At 65.0% G+C, this 23,647-nt stretch carries 14 protein-coding genes; 6 read left to right on the top strand and 8 right to left on the bottom strand.

The annotated features are described in order from the left end of the window. Window positions 1–25: 25 nt before the first annotated feature. Window positions 26–748, top strand: coding sequence for a tRNA(His) guanylyltransferase Thg1 family protein (locus tag E2N92_RS05780; RefSeq protein ID WP_220682737.1), 723 nt, complete (start codon window positions 26–28; stop codon window positions 746–748). Here the strand turns inward: E2N92_RS05780 and ileS are convergent. Next, window positions 731–3,904 carry an isoleucine--tRNA ligase gene (gene ileS / locus E2N92_RS05775; protein ID WP_220682736.1) on the bottom strand — a complete coding sequence of 1,058 codons (3,174 nt, stop codon included), beginning with the start codon at window positions 3,902–3,904 and terminating at the stop codon, window positions 731–733. The two genes, E2N92_RS05780 and ileS, sit on opposite strands and share 18 nt — an antisense overlap. 433 nt (window positions 3,905–4,337) lie before the next feature. On the opposite strand from ileS, the gene E2N92_RS05770 reads away from it, so the two are divergent. Beyond that, the gene (locus tag E2N92_RS05770) at window positions 4,338–12,113 is read left to right on the top strand and encodes a NosD domain-containing protein (protein ID WP_220682735.1); all 7,776 of its coding nucleotides are present in this window, start codon (window positions 4,338–4,340) and stop codon (window positions 12,111–12,113) included. 326 nt (window positions 12,114–12,439) lie between these two features. On the opposite strand, the gene E2N92_RS05765 is transcribed toward E2N92_RS05770, so the two are convergent. Further along, window positions 12,440–13,270: a transglutaminase-like domain-containing protein gene (locus E2N92_RS05765; RefSeq protein ID WP_220682734.1), complete on the bottom strand. Its 831-nt coding sequence runs from the start codon at window positions 13,268–13,270 to the stop codon at window positions 12,440–12,442. 3 nt (window positions 13,271–13,273) lie between these two features. Further along, window positions 13,274–13,813 carry an RDD family protein gene (locus E2N92_RS05760; protein ID WP_220682733.1) on the bottom strand — a complete coding sequence of 180 codons (540 nt, stop codon included), beginning with the start codon at window positions 13,811–13,813 and terminating at the stop codon, window positions 13,274–13,276. Between the two features lie 189 nt (window positions 13,814–14,002). On the opposite strand from E2N92_RS05760, the gene acpS reads away from it, so the two are divergent. The 3 genes from acpS to E2N92_RS05745 are packed head-to-tail and all read left to right on the top strand — an operon-like array spanning window position 14,003 to window position 16,166. Next, complete coding sequence (gene acpS, locus E2N92_RS05755; protein ID WP_220682732.1) at window positions 14,003–14,398, top strand: holo-ACP synthase; 396 nt, start codon at window positions 14,003–14,005, stop codon at window positions 14,396–14,398. Beyond that, on the top strand, window positions 14,368–14,622 hold the full coding sequence (locus E2N92_RS05750; RefSeq protein ID WP_220682731.1) for an acyl carrier protein: 255 nt from the start codon (window positions 14,368–14,370) through the stop codon (window positions 14,620–14,622). Before acpS ends, E2N92_RS05750 begins: the two co-directional genes overlap by 31 nt. Continuing rightward, window positions 14,619–16,166 (top strand): class I adenylate-forming enzyme family protein, encoded by a 1,548-nt coding sequence (locus E2N92_RS05745; RefSeq protein WP_220682730.1) that lies wholly within the window; start codon window positions 14,619–14,621, stop codon window positions 16,164–16,166. Before E2N92_RS05750 ends, E2N92_RS05745 begins: the two co-directional genes overlap by 4 nt. Before the next feature lie 1,517 nt (window positions 16,167–17,683). Here E2N92_RS05745 and E2N92_RS05740 read toward each other — a convergent pair. Together E2N92_RS05740 and E2N92_RS05735 are read right to left on the bottom strand one after the other, a co-directional pair. Then, on the bottom strand, window positions 17,684–18,751 hold the full coding sequence (locus E2N92_RS05740; protein ID WP_220682729.1) for a hypothetical protein: 1,068 nt from the start codon (window positions 18,749–18,751) through the stop codon (window positions 17,684–17,686). 6 nt (window positions 18,752–18,757) lie between these two features. After that, window positions 18,758–19,792: a polysaccharide deacetylase family protein gene (locus tag E2N92_RS05735; RefSeq protein ID WP_220682728.1), complete on the bottom strand. Its 1,035-nt coding sequence runs from the start codon at window positions 19,790–19,792 to the stop codon at window positions 18,758–18,760. A gap of 83 nt (window positions 19,793–19,875) precedes the next feature. Between E2N92_RS05735 and E2N92_RS05730 the strand changes: the two genes are divergently transcribed. Beyond that, window positions 19,876–20,322, top strand: coding sequence for a TIGR00725 family protein (locus tag E2N92_RS05730; protein ID WP_220682727.1), 447 nt, complete (start codon window positions 19,876–19,878; stop codon window positions 20,320–20,322). Here the strand turns inward: E2N92_RS05730 and E2N92_RS05725 are convergent. From E2N92_RS05725 to E2N92_RS05715, 3 genes are read right to left on the bottom strand one after another with little or no spacing between them, the layout of a single operon-like run. Next, complete coding sequence (locus tag E2N92_RS05725; RefSeq protein WP_220682726.1) at window positions 20,288–22,147, bottom strand: molybdopterin biosynthesis protein; 1,860 nt, start codon at window positions 22,145–22,147, stop codon at window positions 20,288–20,290. The two genes, E2N92_RS05730 and E2N92_RS05725, sit on opposite strands and share 35 nt — an antisense overlap. Beyond that, on the bottom strand, window positions 22,141–23,343 hold the full coding sequence (locus E2N92_RS05720; RefSeq protein WP_220682725.1) for a molybdopterin molybdotransferase MoeA: 1,203 nt from the start codon (window positions 23,341–23,343) through the stop codon (window positions 22,141–22,143). Before E2N92_RS05720 ends, E2N92_RS05725 begins: the two co-directional genes overlap by 7 nt. Then, the gene (locus E2N92_RS05715) at window positions 23,340–23,522 is read right to left on the bottom strand and encodes a hypothetical protein (RefSeq protein WP_220682724.1); all 183 of its coding nucleotides are present in this window, start codon (window positions 23,520–23,522) and stop codon (window positions 23,340–23,342) included. Before E2N92_RS05715 ends, E2N92_RS05720 begins: the two co-directional genes overlap by 4 nt. Window positions 23,523–23,647 lie beyond the last annotated feature (125 nt).

The following is a 23,647-nucleotide window of genomic DNA, read 5'->3' as shown; positions in this document are numbered from 1 at the left end:
TTCCCGGTCTCCGGCGCGCGGGAACATGGACACCCACGAGATTTTTTCAAACCTTGCCATCTATCCTCCGGTCATCCTCCGTCTCGACGGCCGGGCTTTTCACGGCCTGACCCGGACCTGCGTCAAACCCTTCGACGCCCGGTTCCACGCGGCGATGGTCGGGACGTGCCGGCGTCTCCTCGCGGAGAGCGGGCTCAACCCCGTCTGTGCCTACACCTTCTCAGACGAGATCAGTCTCTACTTCGATGCGCTCCCCTTCGGCGGGAGGGTCGAGAAACTCGATTCGGTCGCGGCCTCGTATGCGGCAAGCGCCTTCACCCTGGAAGCGGGCCTGGACGCTCCGGTCGCCTTCGACAGCCGCGTGATCCCGGCGACGCCGTCGTACGCCCTGGAGTACCTTAGTATGCGGCAGGCCGAGGCGTGGCGCAACCACATCAACGCCTACTGCCAGGCCGCGCTCCTCGACGAGGGCCTGCCGCCCCGCGAGGTCGCCGCAGCACTGAACCGGACGAAAGCGGCCGGAATGCACGAGATGATGTTTGCACGCGGCGTCAACCTCGCCGAGACCCCGGCATGGCAGCGGCGCGGCACGCTGGTGAGGCACGGACACTATACAAAAGAGGGGATGAACCCCGTCACCGGGGAGCGGGTCGTCGTCGAACGCCGATGCGTCGTCGCCGACGAAGACCTGCCGCTTTTCTCGGCCCCTGAGGGCCGCCGATATCTCAGGTCACTCTTCGGCGAGTGAGAGGCCCATCGTCATTCCGACGCCTTCGACCTCCCACTCGGCGGTGAGCGCCCACGCGCCGGTCAGGGCGGCGCCGTTGTGGATCTCCAGGGCGGCGGCCCGCACTTCGCCGGCGATCTCCTTCTCCCAGCTCCGCACGAGGTCGGCGACTCTCACGTCGGCGACGACGATCTCGGCGGCGATGTGGTCGTCCACCTTGAGATCGTGCTGTTTGCGCATGTCCTGCAGACGCCGGATCACCTCGCGGGCAAAGCCTTCGGCCTCGATCTCGGGCGTGAGGTTGACGTCGACGTAGACGGTGGCGTTCTCCATCGCCGCGGCGAAGACGCCTTCCGGCATCGCCTCGGTGAAGGCGACCATCTCGGGCGTCACCTCGATCTCGCCGAGCACGGCGACGCCCGTCTCGGCCAGGGCGGCCTTCAGGGCGTTCCCGTCGGCCGCCTCGATCGCCGCCTTCACCTTGGGCCCATCGCGCCCGAACTTCGGGCCGATGGCACGCATCACCGGTTCGGCCTGCCACCCGATCCGGTCCCAGTGTTCGCCGACGACCGCGACCTTCTTCGCGTTCGCCCGCGAGGTGCAGAGGTCGTTGAGCCTGATGACGGCCGCCTTGACCTCCTCGGCACTCGTGGCGACGACCGCCTCGGCGACCGGCCAGCGGAGTTTGCGCTTTCCGTCCTGTCTCGCGGTGGCGGCGGCGTCGTCGAAGTTCTGCACGACGGCCATCGCGGTTTCGAGGTCTTCGTCGACGAGGGCGTCGTCGGCTTCGGGCCAGTCGAGCATGTGTACGCTCTCGGGGTCGCCCTCGCACCTGAGGTTCCGGTAGATCGCCTCGGTGAGGTGCGGGGTGAAGGGCGCGAGGAGCTGGGCGAGTCTGCGGAGCACGTAGTAGACCGTCTCGTAGGCGCACCGCTTCTCGGGTGCGTCCTCTTCGAGCCACATGCGCGGGCGCACGATCTGGAGGTACCACCTGGAAAGATCTTCGAGCACGAAGGTGACGAGCGCCCTCGTGATCTTGTGGAGGTTGTACTCCTCGAAGTCGGCGTTGACCTCCTTGCAGAGGGTGTTGACGCGCGAGAGGATCCAGCGGTCTTCGTCGGGCATGCCGTCGAGCAGTGCCCTGACCCCGTCCTCGTCCCAGGTGCCGTCGTCGGCGGTCGCCGGCGTGAACCCGTCGAGGGTCATGTACGGCAGCGGGAAGCGGTAGACGTTCCAGAGGATGTTGAGCGCCCGGTTGACCGTCCTGACCCCGTCCCAGTTGAACTTCATGTCGTCCCAGGGTGCGTTGGCCCAGAGGACGTACAGGCGGAGCACGTCGACCCCGCCCTTCTCGATCACCTCGGCCGGGGCGACGACGTTGCCCTGGCTCTTGGACATCTTGCGTCCTTCGGCGTCGAGGGCGAAGCCGTGCATGAGCACCGACTTATACGGCGAGCGGCCGAAGGCGACCATGGATGCGCCGAGTTGCGAGTAGAACCAGCCGCGGGTCTGGTCCTGGCCTTCGGTGATGAAGTCGGCCGGCCAGTATTTCTCGAACTCCGCCTTGTTTCCGGGGAACCCGAGGGTGGCCCAGGAAGCGACCGCGGAGTCGAACCAGACGTCGAAGATGTCGGAGACGCGATGCATGGTGCCGCCGCAGGAACACGGGACCGTGACCTCGTCGACGTACGGGCGGTGCGGGTCTTTGACCGGCCTGCCGCTCGCGGCCTCGAGTTCTTCGACGGTCCCGTAGGCCTCGCGCCGGTCGCAGGTGTCGCACTGCCAGACCGGGATCGGGATGCCCCAGTAGCGCTGGCGGGAGATGCACCAGTCGCGGGCCTCCTTGACCCAGTCGTGGAAGCGTGCGCTGCCGGCCCAGTCCGGGTACCAGTCGACCTTCTCGACCTCGGCGAGGAGGTCGTCGCGCATCTCCGAGGCCTTGATGAACCACTGTTCGGTGGCGCGGTAGATGATCGGGGTCTTGCACCGCCAGCAGTGGCCGTACCGGTGGGTGATCTTCCCTTCGTGGAGGAGGTGGTCGCCGAGGGCGTCGAGGACCTGCTGGTTCGTCGCCGGATCCTTCACGTAGAGCCCTTCGAAGACGCCGGCCTTCTTCGTGTACCGCCCGCTGCCGTCTACGGGACAGAAGATCGGGAGGCCTTCGCGCAGGCCGGTGAGGAAGTCGTCCCACCCGTGGCCGGGTGCGGTGTGGACGAGCCCGGTGTTTTCGAGGGCGACGTAGTCGGCGAGGACGACGCGGTGCGGGATCTCGGCCTGGAGAGGCACCTGCTCGACGAGCGGGGACTCGTACTCGGTCCCGACGAGGTCGGTGCCGGGCAGGGTTTTGAGCAGGTCGTAGTCCTGGTATTTCCCTTTCTTGAGCACGCTCTCGACGAGGTCTTTGGCGATCCAGAGGTTCTCTTCGCGGCCGTCCTTGCGGGCGGCGACGAGGGCGTAGGTGATCTTCTGGTGGACGGCGATGGCGACGTTGGCCGGGAGGGTCCAGGGCGTGGTGGTCCAGATGACGAGGTATTCGTTCTCCGCCCCTTTGACCGGGAACTTGACGAAGATCGAGGGGTCGACGGCGTCGTCGTATTCGACTTCCGAGTCGGCGATCGCCGTCTCACAGCGCGGGCACCAGTTCACGACGCGGTGGCCGCGTTCGAGTTTCCCGTTCTTCTCGGCCTCTTTGAGCGTCCACCAGGCCGCTTCGATATATTCTTTCTTGAGGGTCTGGTACGGGTTGTCGAAGTCGAGCCAGATGCCCAGTTCCCTGAACTGGTCCGACATCTCCTCCATCCTGGCGAGGGCGTACTCCCGGCAGCGTTCGATGAACTTGTCGATACCGTAGGCTTCGATGTCTTTCTTCGAGGTGAACCCGAGTTCGTGCTCGACCTGCACTTCGATGGGGAGGCCGTGCATGTCGTAGCCGGCACGCTCGATGACGTTGAGCCCGGTCATCCGCTTCTGCCTGAGGATGGCGTCTTTGATGATCTTGTTCCACGCGGTGCCCAGGTGGATGTGGCCGGTGGTGTACGGCGGGCCGTCCACGAAGAAGAACTGTTTGCCTGACTGTCGCAGGTCCTTTACGGTATGGTAGGTGTCGTGTTCCCGCCAGAATTCTCGGGCAGAGGCCTCGACCGCCTTTGCATCATAACTGCTGGTGACTTCTTTCACCTCGATCCCTCTCACCGCCCGGTGAAGGGCGGGTGTTCATGAGGAGTCAGGTGCGTCCTGAGAGCCAAAGTAGTTTTTCAATGGGGTGGGCGGGGGCGTCGAAAATTTTCCGGCGGGCCGAGATCAAAAGGTCGCGGAGAATGGTTCGGACGTGACCGTGAGGGCTCTCCGGCCTCGCGTGAAGTGGGCGCCGGGCCGACTCGATAGTTTTCATGATCTCCCTCTGCTTCCAGGGCGGGGGTCGGGCACCTCGATCATTTTAATCCAATCCTCCCGGAATCGATCTTTTTTTCGATCGCCCGCGGCCCATTGAGCTCAAAATAAAAACATATATAATACCAAAAATTAAATCCCGCGAATCTTTGTGCGCCCACGGGAACGGTATCGCCGCATACCCCATGATGCCGGCGTTCGTTTCCCGAGGAGGCCTGAAATGAACAAAAATCCCCCCTTCCGGAAAAATGTAGCTCTTTTCATCGTTTTACTGACGGTTCTGGTCTGTCTCGTCCTGCCGGTCGCCGGCGACGAGGATGGCGCGGGGCCGTCCGAAACCATTGCGCCACCCGAACCACCTCTGAACATCACGAACGCCACCGCCCCGGCGCTCAACCTCTCGCTCGCCGCCGATCCGCCCACCGGCCCGGTGCCGCTCACCGTGCGGTTCACCGCCGCGGTGCAGGGCCTCGCGGTCGACCTCTGGACCTGGACGGTCGACGGTGTCGCGGCGGTCGGGAACGAATCGACCTTCAATCACACGTTCCACGAACCCGGCACCCACGTCGTCGGCCTCACCGCCGTCAACGAGAGCGCGTCGGTCACGAACACTTCTTCGGTCGATATCAATGTCACCGTCGCACCCGCTCCGGCGGCCGCCCCGCCGGCGGTCGTCCTGGCGGACGGCGCCGGTGCTGGTCACCCGAGGGACTGGTATGTCTCCGCGACCGGTAACGGGAACGTCACCGGCCTCCTGAATATCACCGATCTCGGCGACGGCGACACCGTCCACATATGGGGTGCGGCCGGGCATACGTACGAGGGCGGGTTCGTCATCGACAAACCGAACGTGACGGTGAAACGGTGGGAGGGTTCGCCCGCGCAACCGCTCATCACCAATAGCTCCGGCACGGCGCCGGCCTTCACCGTCACCGCGAACAACGCGACGTTCCGCGACCTCAACATCTCCGACAACCAGTTGAACGGTAAGGGCGGCGCCGGGATCAACGCCGTCGGGTCTTCAGGAATAGGAAACCACCTGGAGCGCCTCACCATAACGAACTGCACCTTTGTCGGGAACACAGTGACCGGGACGAATACATACGGCGGTGCGCTCTATGCCCTATTGGTCAACGACCTCCTGGTCGAGGGGACGGCGTTCACCGGCAACACCGCAGACGACGGCGGCGGCGGGGCATGGTTCTACGACTGCTATGCCGCCACGCTCACCAACGCCACCTTCACCAACAACACCGCACAACACGGCGGCGGGGCAGGCTTCTGGTGGTGCAATGCCGCCACGCTCACCGGCACCACCTTCACCGGCAACACCGCAGTCAGGGACGGCGGCGGGGCATACTTCTACGAGTGCGATGCCGCCACCATCACCAACTGCCGCTTCGACAACCCCACCAACATCTATGCAATAACGGTGTCCTCCGCTGTTCTCAACACCGCCCGCACCCGCGGCACGAACATCGCCGGCGGCCCGTACCTCGGCGGCAACCTCTGGCTCCAGGACCCCAAACAGAACATCTCAGAGCGGGCTGCGGACGCCGACTTCGACGGCATCTGCGACGGAACGCTGACCATCTCAGGCATCGGCATCTTCAGCACCGACTACCTCCCGCTGATGCACGGCGGCGGGACGGTGGTGATCAACGCCACCCCCGCCGACGCCTTCGTCTTCGTCAACAACACCAACACCACCCGCACCGCGGGCAACGCCTTCTACCTCCCGGTCGGGAACCACACGATTTCGGTGCAGAAGGAGGGCTACCTCCCCGCCGAGAAGCAGGTCACCATCGTCCCCGGCGAGAACGACCCCCTCACCTTTGATCTCCAGCCGACCGTCGAACACCCGAAGGACTGGTACGTCTCGAAGTTCGGCGGTGACGATAACGTCACCAGTCTCCTGAATATCACCGACCTCGACGCGGGCGACACCGTCCACATCTGGGGCGTGGCCGGGCATACGTACGAGGGCGGGTTCGTCATCGACAAACCGAACGTGACGGTGAAACGGTGGGAGGGTTCGCCGGTGCAACCACTCATCACCAATCGCTCCGGCGCGTCGGCCTTCACCGTCACCGCGAACAACGCCACCTTCCTCGACCTCAATATCTCTGAGAACCACCTGAACTATGATCAAAGCCGCGGTGCCGGGATCAACGCCTTCGGGACTTATACCGGCCACCTGGAGCGCCTCACCATAACGAACTGCACCTTTGCCGGGAACAAGGTGACCGGGATGGGAGCAAGCGGCGGTGCGCTCTCTGCCCGGTACGTCGACGCCTTCCTCGTGGAGGGGACGGCGTTCACCGGCAACAGCGCGACTGACGGCAGCGGCGGCGGGGCACGCTTCAAGTCATGCTATGCCGCCACGCTCGCCAACACCACCTTCACCGGCAACACGGCATCCTCCGGCGGCGGGGCATCCTTCAGTAGTTGCTCTTTCGCCACGCTCACCGGCACCACCTTCACCAACAACAACGCATCCGGCAGCGGCGGCGGGACATACTTCAGTGGTTGCTATGCCGCCACGCTCACCACCACCACCTTCACCGGCAACAACGCAACCAACGGCGGCGGCGGATTCTTCGAGGATTGCGATTACGCCACGTTCACCGGCACCACCTTCATCGGCAACACCGCAACCCTCCACGGCGGCGGCGCATGCTTCTGGGGTTCGGGGGCTACTAATTACGATGGCACCACGCTCACCAACGCCACCTTCACCGGCAACAACGCAACCAACGGCGGCGGGGCATTGATCTTTAATTGCAATGATGCCGCGCTCACCAACGCCACCTTCACCGGCAACAACGCAACCAACGGTGGCGGGGCATTATTCCTCGGCTGCTATGCCGCCACGCTCACCGGCACCACCTTCACCGGCAACACCGCAACTGACGACGGCGGCGGGGCATGCTTTTCTGGGTGCGATGACGCCACCATCACCAACTGCCGCTTCGACAACCCCACCAACATCCATGCAGAATTTTCCGCCGCTACCGCCCTCAACACCACCCGCACCCGCGGCACCAACATCGCCGGCGGGCCCTTCCTCGGCGGCAACCTCTGGCTCCAGGACCCCGCGCAGAACATCTCCGAGCGGGGCGCGGACGCCGACTTCGACGGCATCTGCGACCAACCGCTGTCCCTCGGCGCCTTCGGCACCGACCACCTCCCCCTCATGCACGGCGGCGGCACCGTGGTGATCAACGCCACGCCCGCCGACGCCTTCGTCTACGTCGACACCATCAACACCACCCGCACCGCGGGCAACGCCTTCTACCTCCCGGTCGGGAACCACACGATTTCGGTGCACAAGGCGGGCTACTTCGCCGGTGAACAGAAGATCACCGTCTCCCCCGCCGAGAACGACCCCCTCGACTTCACCCTCATCGAGATCATCCACCCGATGGACTGGTACGTCTCGACGATCACCGGCAACTACACGACCATCTCCGCGATCCCCGAGATCGGCACGGGCGACACCATCCACGTCTGGGGCGTCGAAGGCCACGCGTACGATAGCGGGGTCGTCATCGGCAAACCGCACGTCACCGTGAAACGGTGGGAAGGCTCGCCAGTCCAACCGCTCATCACCACCATCTCGCAGACCGCACCGGCCTTCACCGTCACCGCCGACAACGCGACGTTCCTCGACCTCAACATCTCGCGGAACACGTTGAACGATACCAACGGCGCCGCGATCAACGCCGTCGGGACTTCAGGAGACCTCTTACAGCGCCTCACCATAACGAACTGCACCTTCGCCGACAACGCCGTGAACGGGACGAACACAGACGGCGGCGCCCTCTCTGCCAAATACGTCGACGCCCTCCTGGTCGAGGGAACAGCCTTCACCGGCAACACCGCATCCTCCGACGGCGGCGGAGCAATCTTCGAGTTCTGCAATGCCGCCAACATCACCGGCACCACCTTCACCGACAACACCGCAGGCGACTACGGCGGCGGAGCAGACTTCGAGTTCTGCACCGGCGCCACACTCACCGACACCACCTTCACCGACAACACCGCCGGACAGGGCGGCGGCGGGGCAGGCTTCGGAGGCTGCACTGCCGCCACGCTCACCAACTGCCGCTTCGACAACCCCACCAACATCCATGCACGCGGTTCCACCGCCGTCCTCAACGGCACCTACGCCTCCGGCACCACCATCGCCGGCGGCCCGTACCTCGGCGGCAACCTCTGGCTGAACGATCCGGCGCAGAACATCTCGGAGTGCGGTAAGGACGCCGACTTCGACGGCATCTGCGACGAAAACCTGAGCATCCCGAACTTCGGCACCGACGAACTCCCATTGATCTACGACCCCGACCGCGGCACCGTCCAGATCAACGCCACCCCCGCCGACGCCTTCGTCTCCGTCGACGGCACCAACACCACCCGCACCGCGGGCGGCGCCTTCTACCTCCCCGTTGGGAACCACACCGTTTCGGTGCACAAGGAAGGGTTCTTCACCTGTGAGCAGGACTTCACCATCACCGCCGGCGAGAACGACCCCCTCACCTTCGACCTCATGGAGAGCACCCACCCGATAGACTGGTACGTCTCGACGATCAGCGGGAACTTCAGCAGTCTCCAGGAGATCCCCGAGATCGGCGAGGGCGACACCATCCACATCTGGGGCATGGCCGGGCAGGCGTACGAGGGCGGGATCGTCATCAACGCCTCCGACGTAACCATCCGACAGTGGGAAGGCTCGCCCGTCAAACCGCTCATCACCAGCACCAACCACACCGCCCCCGCCTTCACCGTCACCGCACCCAACGCCACCTTCCGCGGCCTCGACATCTCGGGCAACCGCCTGGACGACGAAGAAGGCCTGGGCGCCGGGATCAGTGCCGCCAGGACATCGCGCCTCACCATCGCCGACTGCACCTTCACCGGCAACGCCGTGAACGGAACCGAGGCGTGCGGCGGTGCGCTCGGGGCCGCGTTCGTCGACGACATCTCGGTCGAGAGGACACAGTTCACCGGGAACAACGCGACGCAGCACGGCGGCGCGGCCTGCTTCGTCTCCTGCACCGCGCCCGCCCTTGCCGACACCACCTTCACCGACAACCACGCCGCCCGCGACAGCGGCGCCGCCCTCTTCTTCAAGACCCCTGCCGCCGCCCTCGCCAACACCACCTTCACCCGCAACACCGCCGGGCATGACGGCGGCGGCGTCGAGTTCGTCTTCTCCGACAACGCCACACTCGCCAACACGCACTTCACCGACAACCGCGCCCGGTACGGCGGCGGCGCCAACATCTTCCGGTCGAATAACACCATGCTCACCGTCACCGCCTTCACCGACAACATTGCAACAGAGGCCGGCGGTGCGGTCAACGCCACCGGGACATCTCGCCTCACCATCGCCGACTGCACCTTCACCGGGAACGCGGCGAACGGAACCGATGCATTCGGCGGTGCGCTCTCCGCCGGGTACGTCGACGACCTCCTGATCGAGAGGACGGCATTCACCGGCAACAACGCCACCCGGTACGGCGGCGGGGCACGGTTCCTCTCCTGCAACGACTCCGTGCTCACCGACACCACCTTCACCGACAACGTCGCACGATTCGGCGGCGGGGTACAGTTCCTCTTCTGCAACGACTCCGTGTTCACCAACGCCACCGTCACCGGCAACCGCGCCTCCAGTTGCGGCGGCGGGGCGGACTTCTTGTATTCACATGGGCCCGTCACCATCACCGACACCGCCTTCACCGACAACACCGCCCCCAACCAGGGCGGCGGCGCACGCTTTTACATTGCCGAAGGCTCCTGCGCCACGCTCAACGGCACCGCCTTCATCGGCAACGCCGCAGGATTCGGCGGCGGGGCATACTTTGCGGGATCTTATCGCGCCGCCCTCCCCGCGGCCGTGCTCGCCGGCGCCACCTTCGTCAACAACACCGCGGAGAAGTTCGGCGGCGGGGCATACCTCGTGGACTGCGATGAAGCCATGCTCACCGCCCTCTCCTTTGACGGGAACAGTGCGGACGACGGCGGCGGCGCATACTTCTATCAATGCGATGCCGCCACGCTCAACACCTCCGTCTTCGCCGGCAACCGCGCCGCCCATGCGGGCGGTGCGATCAACGTCACCGGGCATTGCGGATCCAGCAAAGTTCCCTTACAGCACTTCGCCATCGCCGACTGCACCTTCACCGGGAACGCGGCAGACCAATCCGGCGGTGCGCTCTCTGCCAGAGCGGTCGACAACCTCTCGGTGGAGAGGACGGTGTTCACCGGGAACGACGCACCCGCCGGCGGCGGGACTCATCTCTCCTGGTGCAACGACACCTTCGTCGCCGACTGCCGCTTCGAGAACCCCACCAACGTCCGTGCCGAGCACTCCACCGGCGTCCTCAACGCCACCCGCACCCGCGGCACCACCATCGCGGGCGGCCCGTACCTCGGCGGCAACCTCTGGCTCAATGATCCGGAACAGAACATCTCCGAATGGGGGCCTGACATCGACTGCGACGGCATCTGCGACCAACCGTTGACCATCCCCGGCCTCGGCACCGACCACCTCCCGCTGGCGACCGGCGGGGACCGCGGCACCGTGCTCGTCCGCGCCTCCGCTCACGGCGGGTTCGTCCATATCGACGGCACGAACACCACCCGCACCGCCGACCACTTCCCGGCCCCCGCACCGGTGAGAGCCGCCAACGCACCCACCCCGCCTTCGGATGCATTCTTCCTCCCGGCCGGGAACCACACCGTCGAGATCGTCGGGGCGACGACCTACGGACGGGCAGTGATCAATCTCTCCGTCGGTGCGACCGAACCGGTGATCGTCGAGGTCGGCGAGGTCGAGATCCGGGGCTACGCGAGACCCCGGCAGGGCCTCGCACCCCTCAACGTCTCCTTCGACACCTGGTTCCCCGACCCCGAACCCGACCGCCACACCTGGACCTTCGGCGACGGCAACGAATCGAGCCCGTGCTACTGGCCGTCTCACACCTACGAGAAGGCCGGGACATACACCGCCACCCTGACGGCGGGATGGGGCGAAGGGAGCGACCTCGTCACCCTCGTCCGCACCGTGAACGTCACCGTCGGCATGCCCGCACCCGTCCTCCACCTCTCGGCCACCGAAGGCAACGCACCCTTCACCCTCGGCATCAATGTCAGCGGCGATGGGATGCCTGAGACATGGCACCTCGACCTCGGCGACGGCCGGACGGTCGAGGGCGCAAGCCCGGCCGAGATCAACCGGAGCGTCACCTACGAGAAGGCCGGCACCTACCCGCTCGTCCTCACCGTGAGCACCGGCACATTCGTCAACACCACCACCGCACACGTCACCGTCCACGCACCCCCGGCCACTCCATCCTCTGAATCCAACAGCGGCCATTCACCCATCTCGGCCGGGTCGACCGGGTCGATCCCTGCCGGAGAGAGCGCCTCCATGAAGATGAAGGGCATGAGCATCTACGAGGTCAGGGTGACCGCCGGAGAAGATATCCCGAAGGTCATGATAACCATCGAAAAGACCGGTCGACCCTCAGGCGTCGACGCACCCGCGGGCACGGTCTACGAGTACGACGAGGTGACGCTCTACCACACGACCGAGGACGCGATCGAGGAGATCGTTGTCTCCTTCGGCGTCCCGAAGACCTGGCTCGAGGAGCACGGCATCGACCCGGCGGACGTGGCGCTGTACCGCTACGACAACGACGGGTGGCAGCCTCTCCCGACCAGCGTCGACGGGGAGGACGAGACCTCCTGGCACTTCTCGGCCAGGAGTCCGGGCTTCTTCCTCTTTGCGATCGGCGGCGAACCTTCGCCGCTCTCGACCCCGGTGATGACGCCCGCCGCAGCGGCGGAGACCGTCGAGACGCTGGCGACGCCGGCGGCCGCAGGCCCGGCGACCCCTGCAACCGACCCCCCCTTCCCCACGATGCTGCTCGTCGTCGGCGGGGCGATTGCGATCCTCGTCGTCGGCGTTGTCGTGTGGAGGAGGAGATAGACCTCCCACCTTTTTTTGGAAGGGACCAGGGAGAGTCGTGACATGTTTATTCTATTTTGATTGTCTGTCTGTTCTCTCGCACCGATCTTCATGAAAAGTGTACGGCCGTCCCTTCGTCGGGGGACGAGCGCCCCCGGACCCCTGCGATGGCTATGGACGGGGGATTGCTGAAGGGAGGATCAGGTGAGGATGGCCTTCTTTGATCGAGTGCCTGCCGTCCTGTTTCAATCTTCATGAGGAGAGCCGGGGGGGCGAAAGCCTGCAGACCAGGAGGAGAGTGGCTCGACCGTCTCCCCGACGGTATCCCTCCCCACACCGCCGCCCGCTCACCCCCCGGTCCAGCACCGGATGCTCCTGACCGGATCCCCGTCGCCGGTGAGGTACTCCTCGGTCCCGTCGATATAGACGGCGAAGGCGTCGTCGCAGGGGAAGAAGTAACCGCCTGGATGGTCGTTCTGCCAGTCAAGGTTGATCCAGTACTCGGTCCCGATCAGGCTCTCCCGGCAGTGGTACCAGATCGTCGTGCACTCGTAGCGGTCGCAGATGTAGTGAGCGGCGCCTTTGAGATCCTCGTAGTCGTCGCCGACATAGATCTCTGAAAAGGCGTGGCCGTTGCCGGAGAGATCGTAGGCGGCGACGACCCGCGCCTCGCCGCCGATTGCTGCCATCAGGGCGGTCAGGAGCACGGCGAAATCGTCGCAGTCCCCTTTGAGTCCGGCCTCGATGGTCCGGCTTGCCGGAGAGAAGTACTCGGTGCCCCTCGGGTCGTCGACATAGGTCCATTCTTCGTAGACCTCTTCCCAGATGTCGCAGACCTGCGCGATGTTGAACTCGCCCGCGTTCTCGGCCCTGACCAGGGCGAGGGCGAAGTCGCGGGTGGCCGGCTCCTGGTAGTCGGTGGCGTTCCTGATCGCGGGCCCCATCTCGGTCTCCCATGCTTCGTCGCCGCCGACGAAGAAGACGGCGAAGACGAGGCAGAAGACGATGCCGACGCATGCCCAGAGGGGTGTTCCGCGGTCGAAGATGTGGACCTTCTTCGGCGTGGCCGTCGGTGCGGGTGTGGGTTCTCTCGCTTCCTCGGGGTCGGCGGCCGCCCCGCACCGGTGGCAGTATCGGGTGTCGTCGGCGATCTTTGCCCCGCACTTCCGGCAGTACATGGTTCACACCCTCTTTTTGACGACCAGCGTTCCGGCCGCCATGTCGTGCAGCCCCTGTTTCTTCCTGGTGACAGCGATGATGAAGAAGACCGGGAAAAAGAGTTCGGAGAGTAACTTGCCGATATACCGCACCGTGGCGCGGCCAAACGAGATCCGCTCCCCGTCGGCGTCGGTGACCGCGATCCCGATGGCTCTCTTGCCGACGGTGGCCTGCCGCTGCGAGCTCTCCAGGTAGGCGTAGTAGAAGAAGGAGAAGATGAACGCGATGATATAGATGATGGGTTTGATCTCAAGCAGCAGCGAAAAGACCTGTGAAGAATCCATGAAGATTGTGAGGATGAAGCCGAAAAGGGTGGCCGGCACAAAGAATAATGCCGTAATGACGAGGGAGTCCAGGATACATGCCGCGACCCGTCTGATGAACCCGGCGTATTCGACGGGCGCTTCTTCAGCGGGGGGTGTGGCGGAGACCAGGCGCTTCCCGCATGACGGGCAGAAGGCGGAGTCGTCGGGAATGAGATCACCACAGGTCTGGCAGTACATAATAATGGGTAAAATTTCCAAACGAGTATATAATAACGATCATTTTGTTCCGGCGGGACCAACGGGATATCGGTCCGGAAAATATTCCGAAGAGAAAAAAGCGATCGATGACGGCAGGGGACGTCTCACCTCTTCGACGCTCCCCCACTCCACAACATCTATATCCCCCGCCGCACCATCTCCGCCCTGATGACCCCCGGCATCGGCACCGACGTCGTTTTGATCAGCCGTTTCGAGGGCAAGACCCCGGAACGCGACCGCCGCTTCCTCGAACGCGTCTTCACCGAAAAAGAGATCGCGTATTGTTTCTCGAAGGAGCATCCGGCCCCCCACCTCGCCGCCAGGTTCGCCGGCAAGGAAGCGGTGACCAAAGCCCTCTCCTCCATGGGGATCGACGGCATTGCAATGAACGAAATCGAGATCACCAACGGGCCGTCAGGGGTGCCCTCCGTTACTTTAATATGTCGTGATGCAAGTATGGTCACTGTCCTCGTCAGTCTCTCGCACGATGGGGACATTGCGCTCGCCTGTGCGCTTGCGACGGAGGGGGACGGATGGAGAAGGGACCACAACAACAGAGGATAGAGAAGATATTCTGCGACGTGATCGGTGTACGGGAATCGGACCTCTCCGACGATATCGGTTACAACTCGCACGAACTCTGGGACTCGCTCAAGCACCTCGAACTGGTGGCGGCCCTGGAGGAGGCCTTCGGGATCACCCTGGAGATGGAGGAGATCGTGGAGATGGAGGACTTCGGCAGGGTCAAAGCGGTCGTCTTCTCCCACCTCGAGGAGGGAGAGGAATGAACTTCGTCGACTATCTCCTGGAGAAGAGCCGGGAGCGCGACGCCCTCTTCATCGCCGGGCCGACGGAGACGATCACCCACCGCGACCTCTTCAGGAAGGTGAACGCCCTGGCCCGCCACTTCGGGCAGACCTGCGGGAGGGGGAAACGGATCCTGGTCCTCGCGGAGAACAGTCTCTACTTCTCCCTCTGCTACCTCGCCGCGATGAAGAGCGGGAACACGGCGGTGCTCGTCGAGACGAGGGTCGCAAAAGATCAACTCGAAAAGATCGGCGACCTCTGCGAGTTCGCGTGTTGCTGCGTCCAGGAGAAGTACCGCCCCAAGGTCCGGGACGGGTGGCCGCTTTTCTCGGAGGCCGACTGTGCCGCACTCCCGGTGACCGACGAGGAGTGGGTGGTCGAGACGGCGGACGACGAGACGGCGCAGATCCTCTTCACCTCGGGGAGCACCGGGGAGAAGAAGGGGGTGATGATCTCCCACTGGAACCTGGTGACCAACTCTGAAGCGATCCTGGAGGTGATGCGCCTCACCGAAGAAGACCGGGCGTGTGCGGTCCTGCCCTTCACCTACTGCTACGGGGTCTCGGTCCTCCACACCCATCTCCGGGTCGGCGGGAGCGTGGTCCTGCACACCGCGATCTTCCTCGGGACCGTCATCTCCGAGATCGAGAACTATGGCTGCACCGGGATCTACGGCGTGCCGAGCACCTACCAGATCCTGATCCACCGCACGCCGTTCCTCAAGAAGGCTCTCCCGACGCTCCGGTACATGACCTGCGGCGGCGGGTACCTGGAGGAGAAGTACGTCAGAATGATCACCGACGCCTTCCCTGAGAAGGATCTCTTCATCTACTACGGCGCCACCGAGGCGACGGCCAGGATCTCGGTCCTCGACCCGGCGCTGGTCCTCGAGAGGATGGGGTCGCTGGGCAGGGGGATGCCGGGCGTCGCCCTGGAGGTTCTCCGCCCGGACGGCCGACCGGTGGACCCGGGCGAGATCGGCGAGATCACGGTCCTGAGCAGGACGCCCATGCAGGGTTACTTCAGGGACCCGGTGGCGACCGCGGCGAAACTGAAGAACGGCAGGCTGTACACCGGCGACCTCGGGACCGTCGACGAGGACGGGTACGTCTATTTCAAGGGGCGGGGCAACACCATCATCAAGTCGGCGGGGCACCGGATCACCCCGCGGGAGGTGGAAGATCTCATCAACACCCTGGAGGCGGTGAGCGAGACGGCGGTCGTCGCAGTGCCCGATGAACTGATGGGCGAGGCGGCGGTCGCCGTGGTCCAGCCGGTCGGGGCGCCGTCGGGAGTGCTCCGCGACGAGATCATGAGGCTCTGCCAGTCTTCCCTCCCGTCGTACAAGGTTCCGAAGGTCGTGGTCTTTGCGGAGTCGATGCCCCTCAACGCCTCCGACAAGGTGGACCTGGTCAGGCTGAAGGCGGTGGTCGCCGCCATCCGGGCCGGGGAGGAGGTCGGCGGGTACGAGGAGATCGGACCGAACCGCGGGAGAGGGGGGGCGGGGGACGGCACCGCCCTCTGATCTTCTCTCTGGTTTCCCACCTTTGTGTGCGGGCGGGGTGTCGAGAACGACGGGCGTGCTGATCAGACCGTGCCGTCCCCTCATCACCGAAATTTTCCGCCGTCTCGCGAGAAGATAGGGCGGGGGACGGCATCACGCGTGTTCCCTCCGAAAATGGATCAACTTTCTCCCGTCCGGGTTCTATCCTCGGGGTCATGACGGGGGGACGGCGTGGTGACCAGAACATGCCGCCCCCTCTCGCACGATCTGTTCTGTCATCTCGCGAAAAGATAGGGCGGGGGCGGCGAAGAGCGGCGTGCCCTTCCCCTGTCCGGGTTCTATCTTCGGGGTCATGGCACCAGGACGGCGTGATGATCCGAACATGCCGTCCCCTCATTCCCGAATCTTATCTGTTCTTTCGCGAGAAGATAGGGCGGGGACGGCGAAGAGTGGTGTGCCCCTCTGAGAATCGATCGGCTCTCTCCCGTCCCGGTTCTATCTTCGGGGTCATGACGGGGGGACAGCGTGCTGACCAGAACGTGCCGTCCCCTCTCGCACGATCTGTTCTGTTCTTTCGCGAGAAGATAGGGCGGGGACGGCATCACGCGTGTTCCCTCCGAAAATGGATCAACTTTCTCCCGTTCGGGTTCTATCCTCGGGGTCATGACGGGGGGACAGCGTGGTGATCCGATCGTGCCGTCCCCTCTAGCAAGATCTGTTCTGTCGTCTCGCGAGAAGATAGGGCGGGGACGGCGAAGAGTGATGTGCCCTTCCCCTGTCCGGGTTCTATCTTCGGGGTCATGACAACAGGACGGCGTGATGATCCAAACATGCCGTCCCCTCTCGTACGATCTGTTCTGCCGTCTCGCGAGAAGATAGGGCGGGGACGGCATCACGCGTGTTCCCTCCGAAAATGGATCAACTTTCTCCCGTCCGGGTTCTATCTTCGGGGTCGCGACAACAGAACGGTGTGATGATCAGACCGTGCCGCCCCCTCTCGCACGATCTGTTCTGTCATCTCGCGAGAAGATAGGACGGGGACGGCATCACGCGAGTTCCCTCCGAAAATGGATCAACTCTCTTCCGTCCGGCTTCTATCTCCGGGGTCATGACGATGGGACAGCGTGCTGATCCGAACGTGCCGTCCCACTTCGCAGGATCTGTTCTGCCGTCTCGCGAGGAGATAGGACGGGGACGGCACAGGGCGGCGTGATCCTGCTGGAAATGATCGACACTCTTCTGTCCGGGTTCTATCTTCAGGGTCATGATAACGGAACGGCGTGGTGATCAGACCGTGCCGTCCCACTTCGCAGGATCTGTTCTGCCGTCTCGCGAGAAGATAGCCGAGGGGCGGCGAAGAGCGGCGTGCCCTTCCCCTCTCCGGGTTCTATCTTCAGGGTCATGATAACGGAACGGCGTGGTGATCAGACCGTGCCGTCCCCCCGTCACCGAAATTTTCCGCCGTCTCGCGCAAGGATAGCCGGGGAGCGGCGGCGAGATATGGTGTTCCCGCTCGCCCCTCCCGTACGTGAAAATCTTTACAGCGTCCCGCGGTCAGGGTCGATGGTCGAGGGGTGGAGATCGGCCGGGCCCGTCCTGCCCCAGCGGTAGAAGTAACTGTAGTCGATCGGTCTGGAGGTGGTGGTCTCGGCCCTGAGCACCTCCTCCATCTCGGGCGAGGCCGGCCAGAAGGCGACGGTGGCCGCTTTTTTCTCCTCGGCAAGGGCTTTGCCTGCGGCGACCGCCGTCCGTGCGCTCGAGCCGTCCGGGAGAAAGGCGTCGCGGAGGAGGAGCACCCGCACCCCGGCGCCGTACGGGGTGAGCAGGTCGAAGGCGCAGTAGCCGGAGAGTGCCCCCTCGTCGTCCCGGCATGCGACGACCGTCCGTTTATCGGCGACGGTCTCCGAGAAGTAGAGCCACTCCAGGGTCTCGTGGTCCCGCGCCACCGAGGCGGTGCCGGGCGTGCGGTGCGCCTCCCAGAGTGCGGCAAACTCATCGCCGCACCCGGTGCAGACCTCCCATGACCCGGGTGCGACGCCGTTTTTTTTCCTGAGCAGGGGAGAGACCGCGGAGAGCGGGCCGCGAGCGATGGAGGTGAGGGTCCGTTTTGTTCCGCCGGCCCCCGGACTCGCACCGTACAGCGCCGCCGCCCCCCCATAGTCGCGGACCGAGAGGTACTCCCGGCCGCCGACCGGGAAGGGAACCCTGCTAAAACCCAGGCGCGGGAGCATCGCCTGGACCAGTTCGTTCGGGGTCGTCCTGATGAAGAGGTCGGCGTCCTTCTGGCGCGAGTAGGCGATATTGAGCTGGAGCCCGAGCACCCCGCGCACCTCGGAGCGGACATACCAGGAAGAGGCGGCGCGGGCACGGGCCTCTTTGCCGTCCACCCAGAAGGGGACCGGGATATTCCCGAGGAACCCGGCCACCTCCCGGTCGTCGTCCTCGATCGTCCACCCTCGCGGGATCTCCTCGTCCATCGCGGGGTTTTCGTCCCACCACATCGCAAACCGGCGCATCCAGAGATCTGCCGGGTCGGCTTCGACCTGCGTTGCCAGGAAGGCCGCAAGGCCTTCATACTCGTCGGTGTTGATACTCCGAACCTTCATGATGCATCACCGTCTGAAATGGAACCAGGCAAGGTCGGCAAACGCCCCGGAGCTGAAGAACTTGAAGGTGTTGAAGTCCCAGCCCGAGAAGATCCGGTTGAGCCTGAAAAGGTTGTTCCCTGCCCTGACCGGGCCCGGAACCCCGTAAAAGGCCGAGAGATACCCGGCATCCCCGACCAGGGTTTCGATCGCCGCCGAGGTGTCGGCGGCGCCCCCGTTGGGGTAGGAGAGGAAGAGGATCTTTTTCCCGGTCTCGCGTTCGATTCGTTCCTTGGAGTCCCGCACCTCCTTCGCCGCCTGCCTGAGAGGGATGTGGGTGAGCTGGGGATGGGTGACGGTATGGGAACCGAAACTGACGCTGTCCTGCCCCATCTCGCGGACCTGGTCCCAGGTGAGGATGTAGTCGTCCCCGATCTCGGGCGGTTCCACCCGGAGGTCCTCCTCGATCGCATCGATGCACGCAAGTTTCCCGGCCTCGTCGGCGACCTTGAGGACGGACCGTTCGATGAGCGTGACCGCCCTGAACCGCTCGTCCTGTGTCCTGAGCGGGATCTCGCCGAGTCCGTCCACCTCCACCCTCGTCTTCCGGGTGGTATGGATGATGTGCCTGAACCGGTCGAACCAGAAGAGTTCCCGGCGGTCGACGGGGTCGGTGGTGAGGAAGACCGTGGCCGGCACGCCGTACTTCTGGAGCACCGGCCAGGCGTGGGTGTAGATGTCCTGGTACCCGTCGTCGAAGGTGATCGCGGCGGTCCCCTGCGGGAGTTCCCGCCCCTCTGCAAGGGCGTTCACGACCTCGTGGAGGGGGAGGACGCGATGGGTTCCGGCAAGCCATTGAACCGTCCGATCGAACTCTGCGGTCTCCATGCTCGGGATGAGCCATTCGTGACGCTGGGGGCCGACGCGGTGGAAGGTGTAGATGGTGGTTCCGCTTCCGATAGTGTTCCGAAGGTTTCTGTACGCGTCGCACGCGCCTATGGGGCTGAGGAAGGATGAAAAAAGAGAGATAGCCCGGCGTTCAAGATTGACTTCCCCCCGCATGTCCCCATCTGGACCAGAATGAGTATATATAAGTTTCTAAAATCAGCGGGAGGGTTTAGGTCTCCGCCGTCAAAGATCATGGTATGCAGATCGCTGTCATCGGTGCCGGAAACGCTTCGTCCCAGGAGGCGGAATCCGCAGAGACTGTCGGATATCTTCTTGCACAGAACGGGGCCGTCGTCGTCTGCGGAGGGCTTGGCGGCGTCATGGAGGCGGCGTGCCGGGGAGCGAAGGAAGGAGGCGGGACGACCGTCGGGATCATCTCGGGGACCAGCGGGGAGAACCCGTACGTCGATATCGTGGTGAGGAGCGGGCTGGGGCATGCGCGGAACACCCTGGTCGTCGGGTCGGCCGACGCCGTCGTCGCCGTCGGCGGGGCGTACGGCACGCTCTCCGAGATCGCCTTCGCGCTCACGATGAAAAAAGCGGTCTTCGGGGTGGGGACCTGGGAGATCGACGGCGTCGTCCCCTGTCTCACCCCGGAAGAGGCGGTGCTTATGGCAGTTCGCGCCGCACGCCCGTCTCGCTGACCCGGTAGCCGCCGAGGGCGGTGAGCACTCCTTTGAACCGCTCGGAGGAGACCGCCCTGAGGAGGGCGTCCACCCGCGGGTCGTTCAGGATCTCGGCACGGAGGACCAGTTCGTAGCGTTCGGTGGCGACCGGCGTGAAGGCCAGGCCGAGCGCCTTCGCCGCCGAGTATACGCCCATCCCGCACTCGGCCTCCCCCGACCTCACGGCAAGGGCGACGCCGAGATGGGTGGTGAACTCCCGGTCGTATCCGGCGATGGTCCGCGGGTCGGTCCCCTGCTCCCTGAGGAGGTGGTCGAGGAGGATCCTGGTGCCCGAGCCCTTCTGCCGGTTGGCGTACCGGAGACGCGGGAGGTCCTCGAAACTGACCGGTTCCTGCGCGATGAGTCCCTGTTCGCGTTCGGCCACGCAGACGCAGACCAGGTCGTCGTTGGGCATATATTTTCTCAGATACGGGAGGTTGTACTCTCCGTCGGCGCCCAGCAGGTGCATCGGCGCCGCGTGACATTGTCGTTTTTTCAGGGTGAGCAGTCCGCCCATCGAGCCGACATGGGTGGAGTGGACCTCCACGCCCTGCGGCCTCACCAGGTCGGCGAGGGAGTCGAGGGCCGGGTCGTGGCTGCCGGTGATCAGGACCGCCTCCTGTGCCTGCCGGCGCGGGACCATGAGGCGGGCGGCGACGGTCTCGCCGGCTTCCACCCCTTCTTTGGCGGACGGGATGGTCATGACGGCGTTCGCCCGCACCGCACTCATCTGGACACCCGCGCCCCGCGACTGCGGGACGGCCACCCAGGAATCGCCGATCCGCCCCACCGAGAGGAGGACGAACTCGTCGGTCCCGATGTCCGAGTGGAGCGTGGTGGTGAGCGCCGCCTCGACGCGCTCGGGCTCGGGGACCGGGAAACCGTACGCGGCGACGAGCGGGGTGATCACCTCGCGCAGGATCGTGAAGGCCGCGAGTGGGTAGCCCGGCAGCCCGATGACCGGTTTGCCCCGGATCTTCCCGATAATCACCGGCTTGGCCGGTTTGATCCCGACGCCGTGCACGAGCACCTCGCCGAGTTCGTCGATGAGCGAGGCGGTGAAGTCCCGCGTCCCCGCCGACGACCCGGCCGAGATGATGAGGATGTCGTTCTCCTCGATCCCCTCCTCGATCGTCGCCCTGATCAGGTCGGGCTCGTCGGGCACGATCCCGTACCGCTTCGGCGTCACGCCCAGGGACCGGAGGTGGGCCGCGGCCATGACCGAGTTGCTCTCCACCGCCTGCCCCGGCCCCGGCCTGGTGCCGGGGGGCACGAGTTCGCTTCCCGTCGGGATGATCCCGGCGCGGAGGGCGAGCACCGCCACCTCGGTCACGCCGTAGGCCGCGAGGGCCCCGAGTTCGTGGGGCCTGACCGTGTGCAGGGACGGGAGGATCATCTCCGACTCCCCGATGTCCTCGCCCACCGGCCTGACGTGCTGCCAGGGTGCGGCCGGTTTCCTGATGGTGTAGGTGCCGTCCTCGCCGATCCAGACGTCCTCGATCATCACGACGGCGTCGTAAACGTTGGGAACCAGGTTGCCGGTGTTCACCCGGAGGGCGTCGGGCAGGGTGACCGCCCGCGTCTCGCTCGCGCCCCTGGTATCCGCACTCCGCACGGCGATCCCGTCCATCGCCGAGATGTGGACGGTCGGCACCGAGAACCGCGCGAAGATCGGGGTTGCGGTCACCCGGCCGGCGGCCTCCTCGAGCGGGACCGTCTCGGTCCGGGGCCGGCCGCCGCACTCGTCTTTGATAATTTCAAGCGCCCGCGCGAGGGAGACGAGGTCGAGGTAGCGCCTTACCAAAGGACCACCTCCACGTCGTCGCCCTCTTCAAATCCTTCTCGACTTGCCGGGACGACGACGACGCCGTCGCTCCTGACCAGGGTGTTGAGAAGCCCGGACTTGCCGAAGACCGGCACCGCCTCGCCGTCCTCGATCCTGACCCGCACATGGTCCTCCCGGCCCTTCGCCGAGGGGATGTTCGCGGCCAGGCGCACCCGCACCCGCCGCTCGGGCACCGGCGCACCGGCGGCGAGGGCGAGGAGCGGGGCGACGACCGTGGTGAGGACGATGTAGGCCGAGCCCGGATGGCCGGGCAGGCCGATGACCGGCGTCGTGCCGACCCGGCCGATGATCGTCGGTTTGCCCGGCGAAAGAGCGATCCCGTGCACGAGCACCGTACCGAGTTCGCCGATCACCCCGGCGCTCATGTCCCGCACGTCCTTGGACGACCCGCCCGAGATGAGGACGAGGTCGCACTCCTCCACCGCCTGCAAAAGGAGCGGCCTGAGGATGGCGGGGTCGTCTTTCACGATCCCGTAGCGCTTCGCCTCGCACCCGTGCTCCCGGGCGAACCCGGCGCAGAGGTACGAGTTGGCGTCCCGCACCCGCCCCGGTGCGAGGGGTGCGTCGGCCGGCACCACCTCGTTCCCGGTGGAGATGATCCCTACCAGAGGATCCTTCTTCACCGGCACCGTGGTCACGCCGGCCGAGGCGAGCACCCCGAGGTCCTGCGGGTTGAGCCGCCGGCCTGCCGGAAGGACGACCGCACCCGCGGCGAAGTCCTCGTCGTGGGCAAGGACGTTCTCGCCGGGCGCCACCGCCCGGTGGACGAGCACCTCGTCCTCCAGCACCTCCGAGTACTCGACCATGGCGACGGCGTCGGCGCCCGGCGGCATGACGCCGCCGGTCGGAATATACCAGCAGGTCCCGCTCTCCACCGTGCCGGGCGGGGCCTGGCCCATCTCGACTCTCCCTTTGAGCGTGAGCATCGCGGGCAGCGCCTCCGAGGCCCCGGTCGTGTCCCCGGCGGTCACGGCGTACCCGTCCACCACCGAACGGTCGAAACCGGGGAGATCGCCGCCTGCCGCGACGTCCTCCGCGAGCACGCGGTGGAGGGCGGCCTCGAGCCCGACCTCCTCGGTGCCGACCGTCGGTGCGATGGAACGGGCGACCTCGACCGCCTCGGCGACCGGCACCACCTCAAGAAAGAGACTCATTTGAAGCAGCCCAGCTGGCACGCACGGATCTTGATCTTCGGGTCGTGGCGGTTGCAATATCTGGCGATGTCCATCTTGGCGATATCGTATTTTTCGCAGATGGCGAAGGCCTGCTCGCAGCGGATCTCGGTGGTGATCCCGAACTCCTCGAAGGCCTTCTCGATCAACTCTCTGTCCATGAAGTGAGATTGCCCTTCAAAAAGATAGCATTTCCCCTGTGGAGAAGGGGACGGTACAGGACGTGGGGACGGGGGCGGGGGATCTAAGACAGTGGCCATGCACGGATTTTTCCCGGTGTCGTCTC

The sequence above is a fragment of the Methanofollis formosanus genome, assembly GCF_019633745.1.
Taxonomy (GTDB): Archaea; Halobacteriota; Methanomicrobia; order Methanomicrobiales; family Methanofollaceae; genus Methanofollis; species Methanofollis formosanus.
This window is presented reverse-complemented; position numbering and strand designations above follow the sequence as displayed.